23 protein-coding genes are annotated in these 21,677 nt (G+C 72.7%); 12 read left to right on the top strand and 11 right to left on the bottom strand.

From position 1 onward, the window contains the following. Window positions 1-26 precede the first annotated feature (26 nt). Window positions 27-965: an AraC family transcriptional regulator gene (locus AB3388_RS05600; protein ID WP_495409769.1), complete on the bottom strand. Its 939-nt coding sequence runs from the start codon at window positions 963-965 to the stop codon at window positions 27-29. A gap of 337 nt (window positions 966-1,302) precedes the next feature. Here AB3388_RS05600 and AB3388_RS05595 point away from each other — a divergent pair, with 337 nt between their 5' ends. From AB3388_RS05595 to AB3388_RS05570, 6 genes are all read left to right on the top strand, one after another. Further along, window positions 1,303-2,241, top strand: a complete 939-nt coding sequence (locus tag AB3388_RS05595) for a LuxR C-terminal-related transcriptional regulator (protein WP_495409768.1) — start codon at window positions 1,303-1,305, stop codon at window positions 2,239-2,241. A 192-nt stretch (window positions 2,242-2,433) separates the two neighbouring features. Beyond that, window positions 2,434-3,363 (top strand): LysR family transcriptional regulator, encoded by a 930-nt coding sequence (locus tag AB3388_RS05590; protein WP_495409767.1) that lies wholly within the window; start codon window positions 2,434-2,436, stop codon window positions 3,361-3,363. 38 nt (window positions 3,364-3,401) lie between these two features. After that, entirely contained in the window at window positions 3,402-3,920 is a 519-nt protein-coding gene (locus AB3388_RS05585; RefSeq protein WP_495409766.1) for an ATP-binding protein, read from the top strand. Window positions 3,921-4,188: 268 nt separating this feature from the next. Next, a complete protein-coding gene (locus AB3388_RS05580) occupies window positions 4,189-4,566 on the top strand; it encodes a DUF2267 domain-containing protein (RefSeq protein WP_495409765.1) in 378 nt (125 codons plus the stop codon). Window positions 4,567-4,612: 46 nt separating this feature from the next. Beyond that, window positions 4,613-5,329, top strand: coding sequence for a 4a-hydroxytetrahydrobiopterin dehydratase (locus AB3388_RS05575; RefSeq protein ID WP_495409764.1), 717 nt, complete (start codon window positions 4,613-4,615; stop codon window positions 5,327-5,329). Window positions 5,330-5,379: 50 nt separating this feature from the next. Continuing rightward, window positions 5,380-5,664 (top strand): DUF2795 domain-containing protein, encoded by a 285-nt coding sequence (locus AB3388_RS05570; protein WP_495409763.1) that lies wholly within the window; start codon window positions 5,380-5,382, stop codon window positions 5,662-5,664. A 23-nt stretch (window positions 5,665-5,687) separates the two neighbouring features. Here the strand turns inward: AB3388_RS05570 and AB3388_RS05565 are convergent, their stop codons facing one another. The 4 genes from AB3388_RS05565 to AB3388_RS05550 form a co-directional block, all read right to left on the bottom strand. After that, window positions 5,688-6,536 (bottom strand): aldo/keto reductase, encoded by an 849-nt coding sequence (locus tag AB3388_RS05565; protein ID WP_495409762.1) that lies wholly within the window; start codon window positions 6,534-6,536, stop codon window positions 5,688-5,690. A gap of 149 nt (window positions 6,537-6,685) precedes the next feature. Further along, on the bottom strand, window positions 6,686-7,537 hold the full coding sequence (locus tag AB3388_RS05560) for an SMP-30/gluconolactonase/LRE family protein (protein ID WP_495409761.1): 852 nt from the start codon (window positions 7,535-7,537) through the stop codon (window positions 6,686-6,688). 151 nt (window positions 7,538-7,688) lie between these two features. Next, entirely contained in the window at window positions 7,689-8,291 is a 603-nt protein-coding gene (locus tag AB3388_RS05555) for a hypothetical protein (protein WP_495409760.1), read from the bottom strand. Window positions 8,292-8,307: 16 nt separating this feature from the next. Then, window positions 8,308-9,417 (bottom strand): zinc-dependent alcohol dehydrogenase, encoded by a 1,110-nt coding sequence (locus AB3388_RS05550; RefSeq protein ID WP_495409759.1) that lies wholly within the window; start codon window positions 9,415-9,417, stop codon window positions 8,308-8,310. Window positions 9,418-9,697: 280 nt separating this feature from the next. Between AB3388_RS05550 and AB3388_RS05545 the strand changes: the two genes are divergently transcribed. Beyond that, window positions 9,698-9,904: a hypothetical protein gene (locus AB3388_RS05545; RefSeq protein WP_495409758.1), complete on the top strand. Its 207-nt coding sequence runs from the start codon at window positions 9,698-9,700 to the stop codon at window positions 9,902-9,904. 98 nt (window positions 9,905-10,002) lie between these two features. Here AB3388_RS05545 and AB3388_RS05540 read toward each other — a convergent pair whose 3' ends face one another. Continuing rightward, window positions 10,003-10,653: an alternative oxidase gene (locus AB3388_RS05540; protein WP_495409757.1), complete on the bottom strand. Its 651-nt coding sequence runs from the start codon at window positions 10,651-10,653 to the stop codon at window positions 10,003-10,005. Window positions 10,654-11,240: 587 nt separating this feature from the next. Here AB3388_RS05540 and AB3388_RS05535 point away from each other — a divergent pair. The 4 genes from AB3388_RS05535 (at window position 11,241) to AB3388_RS05520 (ending at window position 16,689) form a co-directional block, all read left to right on the top strand. Further along, the gene (locus AB3388_RS05535) at window positions 11,241-12,971 is read left to right on the top strand and encodes an MFS transporter (RefSeq protein WP_495409756.1); all 1,731 of its coding nucleotides are present in this window, start codon (window positions 11,241-11,243) and stop codon (window positions 12,969-12,971) included. Between the two features lie 236 nt (window positions 12,972-13,207). After that, complete coding sequence (locus AB3388_RS05530; RefSeq protein ID WP_495409755.1) at window positions 13,208-13,960, top strand: type 1 glutamine amidotransferase domain-containing protein; 753 nt, start codon at window positions 13,208-13,210, stop codon at window positions 13,958-13,960. 215 nt (window positions 13,961-14,175) lie between these two features. Further along, window positions 14,176-15,189: a helix-turn-helix transcriptional regulator gene (locus tag AB3388_RS05525; protein ID WP_495409754.1), complete on the top strand. Its 1,014-nt coding sequence runs from the start codon at window positions 14,176-14,178 to the stop codon at window positions 15,187-15,189. Window positions 15,190-15,366: 177 nt separating this feature from the next. Then, window positions 15,367-16,689 carry a DUF2254 domain-containing protein gene (locus AB3388_RS05520; RefSeq protein WP_495409753.1) on the top strand — a complete coding sequence of 441 codons (1,323 nt, stop codon included), beginning with the start codon at window positions 15,367-15,369 and terminating at the stop codon, window positions 16,687-16,689. 97 nt (window positions 16,690-16,786) lie between these two features. Here the strand turns inward: AB3388_RS05520 and AB3388_RS05515 are convergent, their stop codons facing one another. From AB3388_RS05515 to AB3388_RS05495, 5 genes are all read right to left on the bottom strand, one after another. After that, window positions 16,787-17,671 (bottom strand): SDR family oxidoreductase, encoded by an 885-nt coding sequence (locus tag AB3388_RS05515; RefSeq protein ID WP_495409752.1) that lies wholly within the window; start codon window positions 17,669-17,671, stop codon window positions 16,787-16,789. A gap of 64 nt (window positions 17,672-17,735) precedes the next feature. After that, a complete protein-coding gene (locus AB3388_RS05510) occupies window positions 17,736-18,620 on the bottom strand; it encodes an SDR family oxidoreductase (RefSeq protein WP_495409751.1) in 885 nt (294 codons plus the stop codon). Further along, window positions 18,617-19,534, bottom strand: coding sequence for a sugar ABC transporter substrate-binding protein (locus AB3388_RS05505; protein ID WP_495409750.1), 918 nt, complete (start codon window positions 19,532-19,534; stop codon window positions 18,617-18,619). Before AB3388_RS05505 ends, AB3388_RS05510 begins: the two co-directional genes overlap by 4 nt. A 39-nt stretch (window positions 19,535-19,573) precedes the next feature. Next, window positions 19,574-20,488, bottom strand: a complete 915-nt coding sequence (locus tag AB3388_RS05500) for a sugar ABC transporter substrate-binding protein (protein WP_495409749.1) — start codon at window positions 20,486-20,488, stop codon at window positions 19,574-19,576. 166 nt (window positions 20,489-20,654) lie between these two features. Then, window positions 20,655-21,080 (bottom strand): organic hydroperoxide resistance protein, encoded by a 426-nt coding sequence (locus AB3388_RS05495; RefSeq protein ID WP_495409748.1) that lies wholly within the window; start codon window positions 21,078-21,080, stop codon window positions 20,655-20,657. Window positions 21,081-21,231: 151 nt separating this feature from the next. Between AB3388_RS05495 and AB3388_RS05490 the strand changes: the two genes are divergently transcribed. After that, window positions 21,232-21,546 (top strand): DMT family transporter, encoded by a 315-nt coding sequence (locus AB3388_RS05490; protein ID WP_495409747.1) that lies wholly within the window; start codon window positions 21,232-21,234, stop codon window positions 21,544-21,546. Window positions 21,547-21,677: the final 131 nt, after the last annotated feature.

Raw genomic sequence — 21,677 nt, 5'->3', positions numbered from 1 at the left:
GCTCGAGAGGGGGCGTCGTCCGCCCCTCAGCGTTGCGAGATCCGGTCCGGTGAGGACCCGTAGACCTGCTGATGGGCCGTCACGAACGCGCTCGGTGCGGGGAAACCCCAGCGAGCAGCGACGGCAGGCATGTTGTCGCGGTCGGCCGGATCGCTGTCCACCAGCTCCCTGTGCGCCCGGTCCAGTCGCACCCGCCTGACGTAGGCGGTCGGCGTCGAGTCCCGGTGACGCAGGAACGCCGCCTGCAGCCCGCGCGGCCCGATCCCCGCGGCAGCGGCGACGTCGCTCGCCGTCAGGTCGCGCTCGGCGTTGGCGTCGATGAAGTCGACGGCACGACGCACCACGGCGGGCGTCGCGTGGTCGGGCGGAAGACGGCGACGGGTGGCCAGCCGGGTGCTGGGGAAGGTGTCCAGGACGGCCTCGGCCAGCCGCTGGACCAGTTGCCCGGTCAGCACGGGGCCGGCCGTGGTGCGCCGGTTGCGGAGCACCGCACGCGTCACGGCCTGCACCGTGTCCTTCCAACGCTGGTCGAGGCCTGGGAGCATCGGCCGCGGCCCGGTGAACCGGAGCGCCAGGTCGTCGAGACCACTGCTCTCGACCGCGACCCGCTCGACGTCGTCCGCGTTCAGGCAGACGCAGGCGGCCTCCGTATCGGCCCACAGGATGCTCACCGGCTGGCGCGCCGGCAGGAGCACCGGCGCGCCCGGAGGGACGGCGAACTCCTCCCGGCCGAGCCGAACCAACATGGCGCCGGCCGAGGGGCGCACGACGAGCAGCACCTCCGGGGTGACGTTGTTGTCCGCGGTCGTCGAGTACCTGAGACGGGAGATCCCGATGCGGCCCGCCTGCTCGTGCACCGCCTGGAACAGGAAGCTCCTGCGGCTGTTGGTCTCCTCCGGCGCGTAGCCGGGATACGTGGTTCGAAGCCAGGCGTGCGCCACGCCCGGATCCGACGAAACCAGCATGGCCCCTCCTCGTCTCGAGCGGTCAGGACGCCCTTCGTCCAGTCGCGATGGCAGGTCGACGTCGAGACCAGCGTGGTGCCGGGAGCGGGGTGGCGGTATCGGCAGCCCTGCCGACACCGGTCGGCGGCTGGGCACCTGATCGGCACGCCGCGTCGCGGGACGTCCAGGCGCCGTCGAAGGGAACGGCCGGGGTTGCGGCCCAGCGCTACGGTCCGACGCGGGGTGGTGTGCCGTGCCGGAGATCCTGGACCGACTCCCGCGGCCGGCGGCAGCCGGCCCGCCGTCGGAAGTGCTTCACGTCGTGGCCCGCTGCCCCTTGCCGACGTTGCTCCTGGCCGTGCCATCGGGGCAGATCCTGGCCGCGAGCCCCGTGGCCGAGCAGCTGCTGTGTCCCGACGGCGATGCTGTGGTCGGGAAGAGCTTCGAGGACTTCACCGCGGACCCGCAGAGCGACGCGCTGCACATGGTCGCGGCCGGTCTGCTCGACGGCTACGAAGCACGGCGCAGCATCCGACGGGGCGGCCGGGCGGTCTCGATGACCGTGTGGATCCGCGCCGTCGACGGCGGGGAGCGCCACAGCTTCGCGCTGGCGAAGCTCCTGCCCGACGCGGCCACGCTGGGCGAGGCGCTGCGGCGACCGGAGGGCACGCGCGCGGAGGCGGTCGTCGGCTCGACCGACGCACACCTCGTCATCGACCGGATGAGCGCGGACGCCGCCGCACTGTTCGACCATCGAGCGGCCGACGTCGTGGGCCAGTCGTTGTTCCGGCTCGTCGCTGCCCCGGACGTGACTCCGCTGCTGAGGGACCTGGCGCGAAGCGTGGACACCGGCCTGGGTACCAGCCTCCAGGTTCGGGCGGAGCTGGTCGGACTCCGCACGAGCCGCTGCCAGCTGCTGCTGTTGCCGATGCAACCGCCACCGAGCTTCGCCTTCGCGCTGCTGGACGAGGAATCCGCAGACGCGCTGGCGTCCGCGGCCGGCATGCAGCAGACGTTGTGGCAGTTCGACCACGCCCTGCGGTCGGCCACCGCCTCGAGGATGGCCGCGGCCCTGCCTACGGACGCCGCACTGGGCCGTCTGTCCTCCCGGGAGCTGGAGATCGTGCTGCGGCTGATGAACGGCGACCGCGTCCCGGCGATCGCCCGCGCGCTGTTCCTGAGCCCCAGTACCGTGCGCAACCATCTGTCCAGCGTGTTCCGCAAGCTCGGGGTCGGCTCGCAGCAGGAACTCATCCACCTGCTACGAGGAACGGACACTCCGTCCGGTACGTCGTGACACTCCGTCCATGTCCACGGGCCGTCGGGACGACGATCCTCGAGGTGTGACCGGCGGACCGACCCCTGGCGAGCACGCTGCGCAGCGCGTGCCTGCCGGTCGACGGCGGCCGCCGGTCACACGTCGTGTCGGTCGATGCTCTGGAACGTCGCAGGAGTTGATGCACAGCGACCCGCGCCGACCCCTCCGGCTGTGGAACTGAGGCAACTCGAGCACTTCCTCGCCGTCGCGAAGGAGGGCTCGTTCACGCATGCCGCAGCCAGGCTCTACATGGTGCAGTCGAGCCTCTCGGCGTCCCTGCTCGCTTTGGAGCGCGAGCTCGGCACCCAGCTCTTCACGCGCGGGTCGCGTGGGGCCGAGCTCACCGAGGCCGGGCGGGCCTTCCTCGGTCACGCCCGCGCGGTGATCGCGGAGGCCGAACAGGCCCGGAACGCCGTCGCGGCGGTCGAGGGGCTGCTCCGTGGCTCGGTTCGTGTGGCGACCGTGGCCCTGCCCCGCGGCCTGGATCTGGCCGACACCATCCGCTGGTTCCGCGACGAGCACCCCGGCGTGAGTCTGCACATGCTCCCCACCTCCGCGGGCCAGGCCGCGCGACTGGTGGCCGAGGGTGAGGTCGACTTCGCCGTCGCCCCCCTTCCCCCGGGTGCGCGGCCGGCGCTCCGCTTCGACCGTCTCGCCAGCACGCCGCTCGCCGTGGCTTGTCCTGCGGGTCACCGGCTGGCCGGGGCGCACGCCGTCGACCCGCGGGAACTGCTCGACGAGTTCGTCGTCGACCTGCCCCGCGGATGGTGGGCCCGGGAGCTCTTCGACCAGATGACGGAGGAGCGTGGACTGCAGCGCCGGGTCGGCCTGGAGGTCACCGACCTGTCCTCTGTCCTCGCTCTCGTCCAGCGCGGAGTCGGCATCGCGTACGCCCCGCTCGGGTGCATCGACCGCGAGACCTTCGCCGGCATCGGCACGGCCACGCTGGCCGACGCCCCGCTCTGGGAGCTGGGCGTCGTGACCAGGGCCGACGGCCCCCGCGGCCCCGCCGCCCGGGCGTTCCTCACCGACTATCTCCAGCGGTGCCGAAGCCGGCCGGGAACCGGGTCGGCTGAGGGCCACGCCCCAGCCGCCCGGTAACTTGCCGCACCCGAGCTGTGCAGTCGGAGGGATCGTCGGTGGACGCGGAACTGTGGGGACGACGCCCGCCCCCGGTCGCCGGCCCCGGCGCCGTGACCATCGCCCGGTTCGAGCCGACCAGCCTCGCCGACCTGACGGGCTGTCGGCGGCGGATCGCCGCAGCGCTGCACGCGGAGTCGCGACCGCCGGATGCCGACGAGGGCGCGGTCGAACGGCTCCTGCTGACCCTCGAGGAGCTCGCCTCCAACGCACTGCGACATGGTGGCGCGCCCGTCCGCCTGGCGATCACCGCCTACGACACCTACTGGCTGCTCGAGGTGAGCGACGCCGCGCCCAACCGGCCGCCGACGCCGGCAGTCGGTCGCGACGCCGCCCTCGGCGGCCTCGGCCTGTATCTGGTCGCCCGTGTGACCGGTGCACACGGCTGGGTCGTCGACGGCCGACGGAAGACCACGTGGGCGCGCATCGACTACACCCGCGCCGAAGCCCCGCCCGAGGAGCGGCACGGCGTTCCTCGACCCCGCGGAGGCCCGCGGACTCCAGCCCCCGAGCACTGAGTCGACTGCGTCTTGCGGCCGTGGCCGGCGTGACTGCCGAGGATGGTCGGGCGCGCGTGGTTCTCGGCCCATGTCCGGCGGGAGGTGCCTGATCTGGTCGAGACGGAGCGCTCGGTCGCTGACATCGCGGCCGTGCGCAGACCCCGGGACCGGAGGGGATCGGTCGATCGACCGATGTCCACGCGCCGTGCCCGGTCCTAGCGTCGGAGCCGCGCTCGAACGACGGAATCCCTACGACCGGCGCCGGACGGCGCCTCCGGGAGCGGAGATGGACTACGCGACGTTCACGCGGACGACGGCCGAGCGGGCCGGCATGCCCGAGGAGACGGCGGAGCGGATCGAGCACGCCACGCTGCGGACCCTCGCCGACCGCATCAGCGGCGGCGAAGCCCAGGACCTCGCCGCGCAGCTGCCGGCCCGGCTCCAGGACGACCTGCGTCCCCCGCGCGAAGAGGCGGAGGCCTTCGGCGTCGACGAGTTCGTGCGCCGGATCGCGGAACGCGGGGACGTCGGTCCGGACGAGGCCCGGACCGGGGCCGCCGCCGTCCTGACCACGGTGCGGGAGGCGGTCACACCCGGGGAGTTCGACGACGTCCTCTCCCAGCTGCCGCAGGAATACCGGGAGCTGGTCGGGCCGATGGCCTGAACTTCCGGCGCCACCAGGCATCGGCCGACGACCGGAGAGGAGTCCGGTGATCCAGTACGCGACGTTCATCGAGGCAGCGGGAGCGCAGGCCGGCGCGGCCGACACCGGGGAGGCCCGGCGGGCGGTGGAGGCGGTGATCGCCGCCGCGGCCGCCTCGCTGGAGGAGTCCGACCGCGACCGGCTGGCCGCGGTCCTGCCCGGCTCCCTCCGGGGTGCCGCCGAGATCCGGGGCCCGGGTCTGCACCCCGAGAGCGGCGCCGCCCTGATCTCCGCGGTGACTGCCAGGTGCGGATGCCCGGCCGAGCGGGCCCGGTTCTACACCCAGGCGGTCCTGTCGACGCTGGCCGACTCCGAGCCAGAGGTGGCCGGCGTCCTCGCCCGGCGACTGCCGGACGGTGAGGAGCTGTTCTCACCGATCGACCAAGGGGTGCCGCCGCGCGGGTCCGGGGTGCCGATCGAGCTGACCCCGCGACTGCTCGAGCGGGAGGAGATCGATCGCGAGCTCGCCGCCCTGGAGGGCTGGGAAGGCGACGAACACCGGCTGCGGCGCACCGTCGTCCTCCCGCCCGAGCGCCACCGCCCCCTGCGCGACGCCGTCGCCCGCGCCGAGCAGGACATGACCCACCACGCGCACGTCGAGCAGCTGCAGGACACGGTCACCTTCGAGGTCTGGACGCATTCGCTCGACCGCGTGACCGACATGGACGTCGAGCTCGCCCGGCGGATCGACGCGGCGATCGCCGCGGTCGGGTCCCACGGCTGAGCCCCCACGAGCGCCGGACACCCACGACCACCACTCGGAAGGCGACCACCGTGACCGATCCGCTCACCCCCGAGGATGTCCTGCGGTACCTGCAGGACATCGACTATCCGGCCGGCAAGGAGGCGCTGGTCGCCGCCGCCGAGCGGGCGGGCGCCCCCGAGGCGGTGGTCCGCAGCCTCCGGGCCGTCCCGCCGGTCGACTACCGCAGCCGTGCGGAGGTGGTTCGGTCGGTTGCCGTCGACCCCGGAGCCGGCCGATCGGCGAGCCGGGCGGCCGAGCAGGCCCGCACTCGTGCCCCCAGCGGGGTGGCCGAGCACATGCGCGAGCCCCGCTAGGACCGGCGCGAGACCGGCCGGTCCTACAGGACGTCGAGCGGGACCTTGCCGGACGGCGGGGGGAAGAGCCGGTCGAGCTGGTCCAGCTCCGCCTGGCTGAAGCCGATCTCCAGCGCCGCGCGGTTCTCGATGACGTGTGCGCGGGTCGATGCCTTGGCGACGGCGAACACGTCGGGCAGCCGCAGCACCCACGCGATGGCCAGCTGGGCCGGGGTGACCCCCTTCTCCGCGGCGAGGTCCCGCACGGCCCGGTGCTCGACGAGCCGGCCGTGGTCGACGGGCGAGTACACCATCGGGGGCATGCGCCGGGCGCGGCACCAGGGGATCAGGTCGTACTCGGGGCCGCGCCGGGACAGGTTGTAGAGCACCTGGTCGGTCTGGACCCGGTTGCCGCCCGGAAGCCCGACCAGATTGTCGAGGTCGGGGACGTCGAAGTTGCTCACGCCCCAGGAACGGATGAGCCCGCGGGAGGCCAGCGACTCGAAGGCGGCGACGGTCTCCTCGACCGGGACCCGGCCGCGCCAGTGCAGCAGGTACAGGTCCAGGCGGTCGGTGCCCAGTCGGCGCAGGCTCCGCTGGCAGGCGTCCACCGTGCCCTGGCGCGTGGCGTGGTGCGGCAACACCTTGCTGACCAGGAAGACGTCGTCCCGCCGGCCGGCGATCGCCCGGCCGACGAGCTCCTCGGCGGCGCCGTCGCCGTACATCTCGGCGGTGTCGACCAGCGTCAGGCCGATGTCGATGCCGGTGCGCAGGGCATCCAGCTGGATGTCGCTCCTGCCGGGGTCCTCGCCCAGGTACCAGGTGCCCATGCCGAGGGCCGGGGCGACGGTGCCGTCGGGCAGGGTCACGGCGCGCATCGTGGATGCGGTCATGCGGGGGCTCCTCCATGGGCGGTCCTGCCGATCTCGCCCGGCTGGCGGCGACCGAGCGACCCGCCGAGCGGCACGGCGCCGTGCGCGGGGTTCCAGGACCTGGTGAAGCGGCTGCTGAATCGCCTGGAGGGGGCGTGAGGCCGGCCGGGTCAGGCGTTCGTCAGGCTGCGCAGCGGGCCGCGGTAGCGGAAGGCGCCCCGGCCGGCGACATCGGACCTGCGCACGGTGAACAGCCGGCCGGCATCGGGCTGGGCGATCCCCTCTGGATCCGGCAGTCCCTCGGCCGACGTCGTCACGACCAGGATGTCGAGATCGGGGCCGGCGAAAGTGCACCCGGACGTCTGTGTCGCCGGCACGCGCACCGCCTCCTCGGGCCGCCCCGCGGAGCTGTACCGGCGCACCTGACCACCGCCTTCCAGCGCGACCCAGAGATGGCCGGCCCGGTCGACGGTCAGGCCGGCGGGGATCGCGGGCTCGTCGACGGGAAAGTCGAGCACGACCCGCGGCCGATCCAGCGCGCCGAGGTCCACGTCGTAGTCATAGGCGGTCACCGTCCGCGCGCCGGAGTCGGCGAGGTAGAGGATGTCGTCGTCCGGCGACCAGGCGATCCCGACGGGATCGATCAGACCGGTCGCGGCGGTGCTGACCAGTCCGTCGAGGTCCACCCGATACAGGGCTCCCGGCCCGATCTCCTCGTGCGCGCGCGGGCCGGTCACGCCGGCGAAGAACCGGCCGGCGCGGTCGCAGGCGCCGCCGCACATCCGGCCGGCCCCCTCGAGGTCCAGCAGGACGCTCACCCCGCCGTCCGGGCTGAGCACGCGGAAACCGCTCCCGGCCGCCACGAGCCAGCCGGAACTCGTGGTCAGGGCCACGGCCGCGACCGGTTCACCGACCGGGCGCACCGCCACGTCGCGCACGCCGCCGGCCCCGTCGACCCGGCCCCACCGGACCTGCCCGGCGGTGTCCGCCCAGAGCAGTTCGCCGGCCCCGTCGTCCCACACCGGTCCCACCCCGCGTCGCGCGGGGCGTACCGGGGAGGGCGCGGCCTCGAGAACCGCGGGGTGGGGCCGCCCGTTCGACACCTCGTCCGACGGCATGCTGTTCCCCCAGGTTGCGCTGGTCCGTCTGTGTCCCGAGCGAGCCGTTACCGGCTCAGTGCACCGGCAGCTGTCCGTTGGAGCCGGCGTGCGCCAGCGACTTCGCCACGCTCCGGGCGCCGGCGTAGACCGCCCCGGCCGCGGCGATCCACGGGCCCGCGACGATCACCGGGTCGAGCGGCTGGTGCTTGAGGTCCGTGCGGTGCTGCCCGACCCGCGACCGCAGGCCGTGATGCGTGAACTCGGCCTTCACCCCGGTCTGGGTGATCGGGTTGTCCGGGTGGAGCGTGAGGAACGACTTCAGGTGGTGCTCCCACGCATCCACCCGGTCGGCGAAGATGAGCAGCAGCCAGTGCGCCGTGCGCCCCTCGCTGTAGCGGTAGGCGTAGCGACGGATGGCACCCGAGACGCCCGACGGCGGCTGGGCGGTGCCGAAGACCGGGGTGAGCATCCCGTGCTCGACCGAGCGCTCCCGCGGATACCTCTCCGGCTGCCGCTCCGGGAACTCCCAGTGCGCGCCGGTGAAGTCCTCCTGGAACTGCAGCTTCGGCACCGACGGCCGGACCTTGGGGTCGAGGTCGACGCCCCAGCCCGGGATGCGCTTCCTCAGCTCGTCGGGCGACTCGGCGATCGGCGGCTTGTGCGGTGTGTAGGTCATCGGGCTCTCCTGTCGCTCACGCCGCGGTCGGGACGACGAGGGGCTTGATGCAGCCGTCGAGCTTGGCCGAGAAGATGTGGTACCCCTCGGCGATGTCCTCGAGGGGCACCCGGTGGGTGGCCAGCTCGCTGGGCTTGAGGTAGCCGTTGCGCACGTGCTCGAACAGCCGGGGCCACTGCCGTTTGACCGGGCACTGGTTGGTGTGGATCGTCAACCCCTTGTTCATCGCGTCGCCGAACTTGACGGCGCTGAAGAGCGGCCCGTAGGCGCCCATCACCGAGATGGTCGCGCCCTTGCGCACGGAGTCGATCGCCCAGTTCAGCGCGACCGGGGAGCCGCCGTGCAGCTTGAGCTTGGACGAGGTGACGTGCTGGATGAAGTTGCCGTCCGCCTCGGCGCCCACGCAGTCGATGGCGACGTCTGCGCCGAGGTAGTCGGTGGCCTTCTTCATCTCGAGGACGATGTCGCCGTACTCCGTGAAGTTGTAGGTCTCGGCGTGGGCGAAGGTGCGCGCCTTCTCCAGCCGGTGGTCCAGGTGGTCGATGACGATGACCCGGCCGGCCCCCATCAGCCAGGCCGACTTCGCCGCCACCAGTCCCACGGGCCCGGCGCCGAAGACGATGACGACGTCGCCCTCGACGATGTCGCCGAGCTGCGCTCCGAAGTAGCCGGTCGCCGTCATGTCGGTCAGCAGGACCGCGTCCTCGTCGGCCATCCAGTCCGGGATCTTCGACGGGCCGACGTCGGCGAACGGCACCCGCACGTACTCCGCCTGGCCGCCGTCGTAGCCCCCGGTCGTGTGCGAGTAGCCGTAGATGCCGCCGACGGCGGTGGCGTTCGGGTTGACGTTGTGGCAGTTGGAGTACAGACCGCGCGCGCAGTACCAGCAGGTGCCGCAGAAGATGTTGAACGGCACCATCACCCGGTCCCCGACCTGCACGTTCTGCACGGACGACCCCACCTCGTCGACCACACCGATGATCTCGTGGCCGAAGGTGTGACCGATCCGGGTGTCCGGAATCATCCCGTGGTAGAGGTGGAGGTCCGAGCCGCAGATCGCGGCCAGCTGCACCCGGACGATGGCGTCGTTGGGGTGCTCGATCCTCGGCCGCTCCTTCTCCTCCATCCTGACCTTGTAGGGACCTCGGTACACCATCGCTCGCAACTGATCGCCTCCTGGGGCGCGGGCCCCGAGGCTCGGGAGAGCACCACGGGGAGCCAACCGGCCGGCTCTGCTCACCGGCCCCCTGACTCTGCGCCGGCTCCCCGAAGGCGGCCACCCCACATCCGGCCTCACCGCGCGGCTCCGCCGAAAGATCGGCAGATCTACCGATGGGCCGCGCCCCCGGTCCGGCTGTGATCGGCTTCGACGTTCAGACTGCCGAGAGCGGCACCACTGCCCGGGCATGCCGGCCGGGGGCGGCGTCGGAGCTGGTGCCGGCACACTGGCGGTCGTCCTGGCCGGCCCGCCTGCTCCGCGGCCTGGCCCCCGCACGCTCGGCCTGGCGTCGGCCAGGACCGCGCCCGGCCTCGCCACCTACGCCCCGCCGGCCGCGGCGCGGGTGTTCGCGGCGGGCGGTGAGCTGCTGGACTCCCGGCTGATGGAGCGCTGATCGGGCCTGATCCGGGGGGGGCTACGAGCACGGAGCCGTGGCACACCGCCGGCGCGCTTCCGAGCGGCTGACCGCCGCGGGACTGGCCGTCAGCGTGCTCACCGCGCGCGGGCCAGGCGATCGAGGCTGATCCGCTTGTGCACCCCTTCGTCGTTGCCGATCTGACGGAGAACGTCGGCAAGGGAGTCGTACCTGCCGTACTCCGGCGCGGCCAGGGACCGGAACGGCGTGGCGTCCCACTCCGGATGCTCCGCGACGAACCGGGCGTACTCGTGCTCGGCATGGTCTTCGATGTCGGCGTTGAACCGGTAGGCCCAGGCCGGCCTCAGCACGCGCATCAGCCAGAACTGCTGGTAGACGGCGAAGGCGACCAGCTGCGGGAGGAGCCGGAAGCGCAACCAGCTCTCCCGCGTTCCCTCGGCGGCCTCCAGCTCATCGAGGATCAGCACGTGCCACTTCTCGTTGTCCTGTTCCGCCCGATCGACCTCGACGGTGTCGTGCAGCTGGCGGGCGCGGGCACTGCGCTCCCGCAACCTGCCGGCGAGGTAGTAGGCAGCCTGTTCCCAGGCCTGGTACGCGACCCGGTTGATGATCTCCAGGGCCCGGAACTTCGGCACGCTGCGACCCCGGCCGAAGACGACGTCCTCCAGCCGGAACAGCAGCCGGGCGGGGAGGCCGTACCGGAGGCCGGGCGAGTGGAGGGCCTCCTCCTGCCACTGACGGCGCTGCGCGGGGCTCAGCAGTTGCATGGCGCCGCACCGGCCGCCTTCGGCGGGTGTGGACTCCGACACGGCCGACCTCCTCTGGCTGGATCCGCGGTCGCGCCACCGGGGAGCCCGGCGCCGTGGCCGTGATCCGCCGCTCCGCCGGTGGCGGCCGCCTCCCCCAACATTTCTCGGTCGGCTGATGGACGCACTCGGTAGAACGACCAATCTCGGCGGCCGGACGGCGCCACAACGGAACCCTCGCGCAGTGAGCCGACGTGGAGCCCCAGCACCTCGACGTCCATGTGGACGCAGGTCACCACGGCCATCTCCCGGGAACCGGTGCGAGGTCAGCAGTCCGAGGGACACCCGCGGCACCGTCGCCCGCAGAACGCCCAGGGCTCCCGGGTCGAACGAGGAGACCATCAGGGGGAGGCCGTACGACTGCGGCCGGTGCCGCTGCACGGCTGGCGGGACATGCTCGATGCCGAGGGTCATCTGCTTCCCGTGGTCCGGACCGCCGGGCCGCCGGCGAGACCGCGGTCCAGCGCGGGCTCGCCGCGATCAGCTGCGTGGACCGCGGGAGCGCCCGATCGGGGCGTGAGCTCGGACCCGGCGGGTACAGCCCGGGGATGGCCGACGTCGTCGACGTCCGCCGGGACACCCCTGCTCCCGAACCCTCCCGGGCGGCCGTCCCGTCCGCCTGGGCGCCGCTGCGGCACCCTTGGTTCCGCGCTCTGTGGATCGCCCAGTTCGTGGCCAACACGGGCACCTGGGCCCAGACGGTGGGCGCGCAGTGGCTCATGGGGGATCTCGGCGGCAGCGCCCTGCAGATCGCTCTCGTGCAGACGGCGGCCACGCTGCCCGTCTTTCTCCTCGTCATTCCCGCCGGAGCGCTCGGGGACATCCTCGACCGTCGGCGGCTGCTGCTGCTCAGCCAGACGCTGATGCTGCTGGCCTCCGCCGCGCTGGCCGTGCTGACGGCGGCGGGTGGGGTGACGCCGAACCGGCTGCTCGCCCTCACCGCTGTCCTGGCGGTCGGGCAGGCGCTCGCCGCGCCCTGCTTCCAAGCGGTCCAGCCCGAACTGGTGCCCCGGGAGGAGCTCCCGCTCGCGGCGCTGCTCAACGGCGCCAACGCCAACGTCGCCCGCGCCGTCGGGCCGGCGATCGGCGGGCTGCTGGTCGCTGCGGCCGGTCCCGCCGCCGCGTTCGCGCTGAACTCCGCGTCCTTCCTCGGGGTGCTCGGAGTCCTGTACCGGTGGCCGCGACCGGTCACCCGGCGGCTGCTGGGCACCGAGAGGGTCGGCCAGGCCATCCGAGCGGGGCTGCGGTACGTCCGCAGTGCGCCCGCGTTCAGCAGCGTGCTCGCCCGTTCGGCCCTCTTCATGGTGTTCGCCAGCGGTCTCTGGGCTCTGCTGCCGGCCGTGGCCCGCGGGCCCCTGGGCATGGGGCCGAACGGGTACGGGGGGCTGCTGGTCGCGGTGGGGGCGGGGGCGGTCCTCGGCACCGCGGTGCTGCCGCGGCTGCGCGCCCGGCGGGGCCCGGGCGTGGTCGTGACCGTCGCGATGCTGGCCTACGCGGCGGCCGTGGCCGTGGTGGGCGTGCACCCCTCACCGGTGCTGGTCGTGGCCGCCCTGGTGCTGGCCGGCCTCAGCTGGATCGCCGTCCAGTCCACGCTCAACGCGACCGCCCAGTTGCTGCTCCCCACCTGGGCCCGGGCCCGGGCGCTGGCCTACTTCCAGCTCGTGTTCATGGGCGGGCAGGCGCTCGGGGCGGTGATGTGGGGCACGGTCGCGGACATCCTCGGACTGACCGCGGCGTTCCTCCTGCCGGCGGGGGGGCTGGTGCTCGCCGCGCTGCTGGGACTGCTCCTGGTGCCGCTGCAGTCCGACCACGACGTCCGGCACAGCGAACTCCCGTGGCCGCGGCCGCCGTCCCTGGACTGGGACCCGGACGCCGGGCCGGTGCTGGTCACCGTGAAGTGGCGGGTGCGGGACCCCGACGTCCCCGATTTCCTGGACGTGATGCGCGACCTCGCCCGTGCCCGGCGCCGCACCGGTGCCTTCCTGTGGGGCGTGTTCCAGGACGCCGAGGATCCCGAGCTGTTCCTGGAGACGTTCACCGTGAGCACGTGGCGTGAACACCTGCGCCAGCACGTCGAACGGGGCACGGTCGCCGACGCCGCCCTGGAGGAGCGGGCACGGGCCTACCTCGCCGAGGACCTGGCGGGCCCGACCGTGGGGCACCTCGTCTGGGCCTACGCGGTGCCCGCGGCGCGGGCCGACACCGAGCCGGACGTCGTCCCGAACGCGCTTCCCGAGCCTGCTCCGACGGCCGCACCGGCTGCGGCGGACCCGCCGTGAGGCCGGTCGGCCGTGCCCCACGTGGCCGGCGGTGAGTTCGGACGGGCTCGCCGGACAACGGGCTGGTCACGCGTCAGTCCGACCAGGAACGTGTGTCCTGCTGTCGGGGGCGGGTACCCCGCTCAGCGCTGAGCCGCCGGCCAGCTGAGAACAACTGTCTGTGGCGCGCCGGTCGGGGCTTCCCCTGCCAGGGGAAGTGCCGCCATGTGTGCGCCGTGGAGCGACAGGGGGACGACATGCCCACCAGACGCCGGCTCAAGGGCCGCACGATCGCTGCCGTGGCGGCCGACGGCTTCGAGAAGGTCGAGCTGGTCGTTCCGCTGCGAGCCCTGAAGGCGGCCGGCGCCACGGTGGACGTCGTGTCCCTACGGCGCGGACGGATCCGCGGGGTGAACCTGCACATGCCGGCAAGCCGGGTCCGCGTGGACAAGACGATCGGCGAAGCCGATCCCGGCGACTACGACGGCCTGCTGTTGCCCGGTGGATTCATCAATCCCGACCTCCTCCGGCAGTCCGCCCCGGCACGGGAGTTCGTTCGCGCGTTCGCCGCAAGTGGCCGGCCGATCGCCACCCTCTGTCATGGACCGTGGGTGCTCGCATCGGCGGGTCTCGTGGACGGACGGACCCTCACCTCCTGGCCCGGCATCCGCGACGATCTGGTGAACGCGGGTGCCACCTGGCTCGATCAGGAGCTCGTCCGGGACGGGAACCTCACCACGAGCAGGGGGCCCCAGGACATGGCCGCCTTCGTCCCCGGGATGATCGATGCCTTCGCGACGACGTCGCCCGAGCCGGCGACAGCACCGCGTCGTGAGTCCGATCGGCAACGCGAGGCCCCCGTCGGCTGGGCCATCGCCGCGCTGCGCTGGTCGCCGAAACCGTCGGCCGCCGCCGTTGTGGGCATCGGCGTGGCCGCTGCCGCCCAGCGGGCCCTGCGTGGCCCGGCCGCGCAGAGCTGGAGGACCCGCGCAGCGGGTCGTGCCGGGTGATGTCCGCGGTCGCGGCGGCCTGACCGACCGCCTCCACGGCGACGCCCGCCAGCCGTGTCGCTGGCACCGTTAGCCGGTACCTCCGGACACTGCGGTTTTTCCTCACCGGGTACGGGACTACTCCGGCCGTTTCCGCGGTAACCGGGCACGCGGGGTCCGGAGTCGGCACCGTTGAACAGACAGCGTGCTCGCTGACCTGCGCCCCTGGAGCGCCCATGGACGAGGCCGCGTGCCTTGAACTGGCCGAGGTCGCCGCCTCGACCAGTCCTCTTCCCCAACGCTCGCGGGAGATGTTGCAGAACCTCCGCCGCCTCGTGCCCTTCGACGCCGCGTGGCTGGCCCTCGCCGACCCGACGAACAGCAGCTACACCGCCCTGGCCGGCGCCGACCTCGACCACGGCACCCTGCAGTACCTGAGTAGTCCCAAGATGGCGCACGACATCGAGGTGACAGGGACCGACCGTGCCCGCCCTCCGCTGAGCCCGTCCGACCTGCCATACCCGGCCGGAGACCTGCCGACATGGGCGGAGTGCCTCATCCCCGCCGGCATCCACGAAGCTCTGGCCGTTGCACTGTTCGACAGCGGCCGGCGCCACGTCGGGTTCCTCGCGCTGCTCTACGGCAGCCAGGAGCCACCGTCCTCCGTCGCGCGGCGCCGGTTGCACCAGCTCACCCTTGTTCTGGCACGTGGGATCGACCCGTTGCGCTCGCTGGCCGCGGCAGCGCGGGTGGTGCGGGGGGCCACCGCCGGTGCGGTGTTGTGCCGCGACAGCGCCACCCGGCCGCTCCCCGGCCTCGACGGCGACGCACTGCTCGCCCAAGGATCGCCCGTCGTCGCCATCGCCGGCTCGTACATCGACGACGGCCAGGTCTTCGCATCCTTCCTCTGGCCGCGCGGAGGCCGCCATGCCCCGGACGGGCACGTCCGCGTGACCGTCCTGGCCAGTCCCGGGGAGGCACCGGCACGCCTGCTCGGAGCCGTGGTCCTCTCCCCCGTGACCGACCTGCGGGGGCTGACGCCGCGCGAACTGGAGGTGCTCGGGTTGCTCATCGACGGGTGTTCCAACCAGCAGATCGCCCGCGCGCTGGTCGTGACGCCGCGAACCGTCGCTGCCCACCTCGAGCACATCCTCGTCAAGCTCGATGCGCCCTCGCGGACGCTCGCCGCGGTGCGGGCCGAGCGCGAAGGCCTCTACGTGCCTCTGTCCGCGTCGCCCTGCCGGACCTGAATAGGTCGTTCTGCCGATGGTGCTGCCCACTCGGCATCGGTTACATGGGGCGCCCGGGCGCTCCACGAGGTCGCCAGGTCGAGCCCGTCCGCACGAGCGCATCCGTCCTCACGGAGGGGAGACCATGACCGAGCACGAGTCGTCCACCCAGGCGGCGGGGCCGCGGGCCTTCCGCGCATGAGCTGGCTGCGGGTCCAGCGCTTCGTCCGCACCAGCCTCTGGCTGCTGCCGCTCGGCTGCCTTGCCGTGGGCGCCCTCCTCGCAGTCGGCACGCTCGCCGTGGACCGGGCGACGGACTACCGGCTCGTGCCGCAGAGCCTGACCGGGACGCCGTCCGACGCCCAGACGATCCTGTCCTCGTTCGCCACCGCGATGGTGTCGCTGACCACCCTCGTCCTGACGGTCACCCTGGTCGCGGTCCAGCTGGCGATGGGCCAGTTCTCACCCCGCATCGTGGGGGCGCTGCTCACCGACCGGTGGAGCCAGATGGCGATCGGCTTGTTCGGCGGCAGCTTCCTGGTCGCGGTGCTGACCCTCCGCGAGATCCGGGGCTCAGACACCGGCACCGTGCCCGGACTGTCGATGCTGCTGTCCTACGTCCTGATGCTCGCCAGCATCGTCGTGCTCGTCCTGTTCGTGCACCACGCCGGCCAGGGCCTGCGGGTCGCCGGGCTGATCGACCTCGTCGGCGACCGCAGCCGCGAGTTCATCGTCCGCGAGCACGGAGACTCGCCCGTCGTCACCGCCGGACCGGACGAGATGGTCGCCGCCGAGCCCGGCAACGTGATCCGCGTCGACCGCCCCGCCCTGGTCGCCGCAGCCCGGCAGGCGGACTGCGTGCTGGAGCTGGTCCCCGTCGTCGGGGACTTCGTCGTCGGCGGTGCGCCGCTGTTCCGGGTGCATCCGGGCACCCGGTCGTCGGTGAGCGAGGACGGGGGCCCGGCCCATCGGTTGCAGGCCACCGACATCACCCGCCACCTCCTGCTGGGCCCGGAACGCGTGCACACCGAGGACCTGGCCTACGGCTTCCGCAAGCTCGTCGACATCGCCGTGCGATCGATCGCACAGCCGTTCAACGACCCCACGACGGCCGTCCAGGCGCTGCACCGGCTGCACGACCTGCTGCGCCAGATCTCCGCCCGCCCCCTCCCCTGCGGGGAACACCGCGACGAGGACGGCGTGGTTCGCCTGATCGAGCGGACCGTCAGCTGGGACGGCTACGTCCGGCTGGCCTTCGACGAGATCCGCCTCGCCGGGGCGTCGGAGCCGCAGGTGACCCGGAAGCTGTGCGCGGCCCTGGCCGATCTCAAGAGCGTGGCACCGCCCGACCGACAGGAACCGCTGGACCGCCAGCTCCGACTGCTGGACGCCGCCGTCCGACGCGCCCACGAGGACGAGGAGGACGTCCTCGCAGCGCTCACACCGGACACCGAGGGCATCGGATCCGGCGCCGACGTCACCGCCGCTCCACCACCTCGGTCCCCTGCCGGACAGTCGTGAAGGCCGAATGCCGTCCTACCCATCATCGGACCTGCCCGCCCTCGCTTCCTCCCTGCGGGAGAGCTGAGGGGGGCGACGGCGGCGTGGGCGCGGACCGTCAGCCGCGGATCACGTGAGCGTGGTCGGCGGCGAAGTCGGCGAAGGAGCGGGGCGCACGGCCCAGCAGGTCCTCGATCGTCGTCGTCACGAAGCTGCTGCCGCCGGCCCGGTAGAAGCCGCGGCCGTAGATCGAGGCGAACTCGACGGCGACCCACTCCGGCCAGCCGGTCGCGACGAGGTGGGCCTCGTACTCGTCAGCGGTCAGGTCCACGTACTCGATCCGCCGGCCGAGCGCCTCGCTGAGCACGTCGGCCATCTCCGTGTAGGTCACCGCGGCCGGTCCGGTCAGCTCGTAGACCCGGTTCTCGTGCCCCGGGTCGGTCAGGACGATGGCGACCACCTCACCGATGTCCCGGGTGTCGAGCTTGGCCACCCGGGCATCGCCGAGCGGGGCGTAGAACCGGCCCTCGTCTCGCAGGGACGGGACGTCGAGCAGGAGCACGTTCTGGAAGAAGGAGCTGGGGCGGATGTGCGTCCAGGCCATCCCCGACCGCTCGACGTCCTGCTCGCCCTTCCAGTGGAAGCTCAGGCTCATCGAGGGCTCGTCGGCAGCGACCCCGATCGCGGACATCTTCACGAAGTGCCGGACACCGGCGTCGGCCGCCAGCGCCACGGTTGCCGACTGCACGACGTCCCAGCCCGGGAGGGTAGGCGGGACGTAGTAGACCTTGTCGACGTCCGCGAGCGCGGGCGCCAGCGTCTCCGGCACCGAGGAGTCGCCCGCGACCACCTCGGCGCCTGCGAGCGCGGGCAGTGTGCGGGCCCGCTCGGGATCACGGGTGGCCACGCGCACCTCCGCGCCACGCCGCAGCAGCTGCTGCACCGCCTCGCTGCCGGTGCCGCCGGTGCCGCCGATGACCAGGACGCGCGGGGTCGTCGTCATTGACCGTCCCTTCGAGGAGTGCCGGCGGGCCGCAGCACGCAGGCAGGAGCGACGAGGTGGGGACTCAGGCCGCGCGGAGCACGTCGGCGTGCTCCCGGGCCCAGTCGGCGAACGACCGGGGCGGCCGCCCGAGGAGGTCCTCGACCGTGCTGGTGACACGGGCACTGGCGCCGGCTCGCTGCTTGCCGCGCCCGTAGAGGGTCGCGAACTCCTCGGCCAGCCACTGCGGGACGCCGACCGAGCTCAGCAGAGCGGCGTAGTCGTCCGGCGGCATGTCCACGTACCGGATCTCGCGCTCGAGCGCACGGCTGAGTTCGGCCGCGATGTCGTCGTAGGTCAGCGGGTCGGGCCCGGTGAGCTCGTAGGTCCGGTTCTCGTGACCCGGCTCGCTGAGCACCGTCGCCACCACCTCGCCGATGTCGCGGGCGTCGACCTTGGCGAACCGGGCATCGCCCACGCAGGAGTAGAAGGCGGACTGGGCCTTGATCGCCGGGGCGTCGAGCAGCAGCACGTTCTGGAAGAAGGAGTTCGCCCGGATGTGGGTGAACGCGATCCCCAGACGCTCGATCTCCTGCTCGCCGCGGTGGTGGAAACGCAGGATCAACGACGGCTCGGTGGGGTCGGCCTCGAAGACCGAGAGCTTGACCACGTGCCGCACACCTGCAGCGGCCGCCATGTCGATCATCGCGGACTGCGTCTCGTCCCAGCCCGGGTGCGTGGGCGGGACCAGGTAGAGCTTCTCGACGTCCCGGAAGGCCTCGGCCAGCGTCTCCGGCCGGGAGGAGTCGCCGGCCACGAACTCTGCACCCCGCAGCGCCGGGTTCTCCGCCGCTCGCGACGGGTCGCGGGTGACGACCCGCACCGGGAGGCCCCGCCGCACGAGATGGCGGACCGCCTCGCTGCCGGTGGCTCCGGTGCCGCCGATCACCAGGATCCGACTGTCGCTCACGCGTCGAGCTCCTTGAGCTCGTTGTAGGTGACCCGCTGCTCCCACGGAACCCAGGCATCGATCGTGTCGGCCGTGATCATGCGGCCGATCGGGCTGACGAAGACCTGGCCGTCCAGCGGCTCGCCGTGCACCAGGTGCCGGGCGAGTAGGTCGCCGACGGTCGTACCGATGCCCGGGATGTCGGGGTCCCAGGTGCCGTGGTGGACGCCGCGGCGGATGAGGTCGACCGCCTTCGGGGTGCCGTTGCGGGAGACCATCGTGACCTCGCCGAGCCGACCGGCCTCCTCGAGCGCCTGGACGGCGCCGAGCATGGTTTCGTCGTTGTACGGGATGAGCCCGTCGAGCTTCGGGAAGTCGGCGAGGATGTTCGCCGTCTTCTCCCGGCCGCCCTCGGCGACATCGGTGATGTTCTTGTAGCGCGGGTCCTCGGGGTCGTTGACCAGCCGCAGCCCCGCCCACTGCACGCCGTGGGTGATGCCGAGCATGAGCTCGATGTCGTCGACGACGTCCGGGCCGCCGACGACGGCCACCTCGGCCCCGGGGTGCAGCATCCCGGCCAGGGACTCGGCCATGTAGACGCCGTGGTTGAAGTTGGGGTAGACGACCGAGGCGTCCACCGGGTACCGCGGCTTCTCGAGGGTGACGACCGTGACGCCCTTGCCGCGGGCGTAGGCGACCGCCTCGGCGGGCTCCGCCGCGTCGATCACCCAGACCACGATGGCGTCGACCCCGGCGTCCGCGCCGGCCCGAACCGCCCGGCCGTAGCCCTCGATCCAGTTCTCCCCGCGGAAGTCCGGGAAGCTCAGCCGGCACTCGATGCCGTCGGCGGCGAGCCGGCTCTCCAGGCCGTGGCCCAGCGCGTCCACGGCCTGGTTCGACCCGTAGGCCATGGGACTGACGAACAACACGCGCACTTGTCTGCTCCTTCGTCGCAAGCCGGCTCGGGCGCGGCTTCAGTCCAGGCCGTGGACCAGCGGGCGCCAGGCCACCCGCTGCTCCCACGGCTGCCAGGTGCCGAGGTTCCCGGCGTGCACCATCCGGCCGACGGGGCTCATCGCCAGCTCCCCCGGTGCGGCGTCGCCGGTCACGACCCGGGCGGCGAGCGCACCCGCGGCCCAGCCGATGCCCGTGGGCTCGATGTCCCAGGTGCCCGAGGTGAGGCCGTCCCGGACGGCCTGGACGGCCTTCGGGGCGGCGTTGCGGGACACCATCGGCAGCCGGCCCCAGCGCGGGTCGCCCTCCAGCGCCCGCAACGCACCCAGCATCGATTCGTCGTTGTAGGGCACCAGCGCGGTGATCTCGGGGTGCTCCGCCAGCAGCCGGACCGCGACCTCGTGACCGCCGTCGGCGACGTCGGTCATGTTGCGCCACTCGTCCAGGCCCGGATCGTTGACGACCGGGATCCCGGCCCGGCGGAAGCCGAAGAGCAGGCCGGCGACCTCCTCGTTGTCGTCCGGCGTCCCGGGGCCGCCGATGATCCCGATCCGGTCCTCGCCGGTCAGCCGGGCGGCGAGCCAGCCGGCCATGAACAGCCCCTGGTTGAAGTTCGGGTAGACGACCGCTCCGTCGACCTCGAAGTCGGGGCGGACCAGCGAGACCAACCGCACGCCGGCCGCACGGACCCGGGCGGCGGCCTCGGCCGGCTGGGCGGGATCGAGGGCGTACATCACGATGGCGTCGACGCCGGCCTTGATCCCGGCATCGAAGGCGTCCGCGGTCTGCTGTCCGATGTCGGGCAGGCGGAAGTCCGTCGTCAGGACCCGGGTCTCGCCGCCGGCCTGCCGCACCGCGGCGTCCAACCCGTATGCCAGCGCGTCGATGGCCGGGTTACCACCCTCGGGAAGGGGGTTCACGTAGAGGACGCGCATACGGGCTTCCTTCCTCGGTGGACGGGGTGCCGGTGCACGGCTGAGCGGCCCGGACGCTAGGGCCGCGTTCGTTCGAAAGTCAATAGTTCGCGGTCGCTCCGGGTCGAAGTGAGCCCGGTTGGCACGAATAGCCGTCGATATCCGTCTCAGGCATGCCAGCGAGCGGTCAGACCAGTGATGCGACCTGGAGCGTGACCTCGACGTTGCCCCGGGTGGCCCGGGAGTACGGGCACATCTGGTGCGCCGCCTCCAGCAGCTCCCCGGCCTGCCCTGCATCGACCGAGGAGGGGAAGTCGACCACCAGGGTGACGGCCAGGTCGGACACACCGCTCTCGTGGGCCAGCCCGACCTGCGCGGTCACCTCGAGCCCGGTCACGTCGAGGCCGCGCTGACCGGCGAGGTGCTGCACGGTGGAGGAGAAGCACGCGGCGTAACCGGCAGCGAACAGCTGCTCGGGATTGGTCCGGTCGCCACCCGGTCCACCGAGCTCCACAGGCGTGGCCAGGTCGAGGTCGAGGACGCCGTCGTCGCTGACCACCTCGCCGTCGCGGCCGCCGCGGGCGGTTGCTGCCGTGGAGTAGAGGATGCGCACGTGGCTCTCCCGGATCGCAGGCGCCCCCCGAACGGGAACGACTTTCGAACCCGAACATAGGTTGCGAGTCCGGATACAGCAAGAACCTTCCTGCTTGGCGCCGGGATACGACCCTCACGCCGTTGCGTTGACAGCCGCTAACCTGCGCACCATGGCATGGGTCGCGCTGGTGGTCTCGGGCTTGTTCGAGACGGTCTGGGCCGCCGCGCTGGCGGAGTCGAAGGGCTTCTCGCGCCCGATCCCCGTGACGATCTGGGCCGCGGGGATGGTCGTGAGCATGGCCGGGCTGGCCTACGCCCTCCGCGAGATCCCCGTCGGCACCGGCTACACCGTCTGGGTCGGCATCGGCGCCGTCGGGACGGCGATCTACGGCATGGTCGCGCTCTCCGAGCCGGCGACCGTCCTGCGCCTGCTCTGCCTGATGCTCATCGTCAGCGGTGTCGTCGGGCTGAAACTGCTGCACTGAGTCGCCGGCCGACGCCGGCGCTCCGGGAAACCGGTGCTTGACACACCTCTCGGACGTCGCCACGATGCCGCTACCAAAACGCTTTGGCATGTCCTGCATCACACCCGCGGAGCCTCGGCGTCCCGATCCGA

It is taken from the genome of Geodermatophilus sp. SMS 5-13, assembly GCF_059428245.1.
The sequence above is the reverse complement of the archived record's forward strand: the minus strand, read 5'-3'. Positions and strand labels throughout refer to the sequence as shown.